The following is a 666-nucleotide window of genomic DNA, read 5'->3' on the forward strand; positions in this document are numbered from 1 at the left end:
CTTATTATTTTGCTGACGCCAATAGCCAAAACCAAAATGAACCAATGATTCTGTACCATTTTTGATACGGACAATATTTTCACGATGCCGATAGAACACGAAAATGGTCAGGGCAACCGCAATAACAGATAGCAGCCAATCATGGAGCCAGAAGATTGAAATCAAGCTGACGAGCGTGAAGCCGATCATTGAGGCCATTGAAACCATCGACGTTAACAGGATAACTGTCAAAAAGATAGCAAAGGCAACGACGAATAGCAGTGGGTTATAAGTCAATAAAACACCCATTGAAGTGGCAACTGCTTTGCCACCTTTGAACCCAATCCACATTGAGAAAGTGTGACCGAGAATGGCACCAAGGCCAACTACCATGTGGGTCCAAGCAGGAGCCGGTCCCCAAATCATTGCCATTGACGCACCCACAGATCCCTTCAAGATATCCAGAATAAGGACTGCCACACCGGCTTTTGTACCTAGGACACGAAAGGTGTTGGTGGTTCCGATATTACCAGAGCCGAGTTGCAAGATGTTCTTTTTAAAAAAAAGACGTCCAATCCAGTAGCCAAACGGCATTGAACCGAAAACATAGGCTAAAATGAAACTAATAATAAAATGCGTAATCGTCACGATTAACACTCCTTTGATATGCAATTTTAAAAAGTGAAT

At 42.8% G+C, this 666-nt stretch carries 1 protein-coding gene; it reads right to left on the reverse strand.

Annotated elements, in window-relative coordinates; genetic code table 11:
- Nucleotides 1-627: glycerol-3-phosphate 1-O-acyltransferase PlsY (gene plsY, locus WEIDD23_RS12105; RefSeq protein ID WP_010373715.1), on the reverse strand; the 627-nt coding region annotated here is incomplete at its 3' end.
- Between the last annotated feature and the right edge of the window lie 39 nt (nt 628-666).

The organism is Weissella sp. DD23 (assembly GCF_001579105.1).
Classification (GTDB): domain Bacteria; phylum Bacillota; class Bacilli; order Lactobacillales; family Lactobacillaceae; genus Weissella; species Weissella cibaria.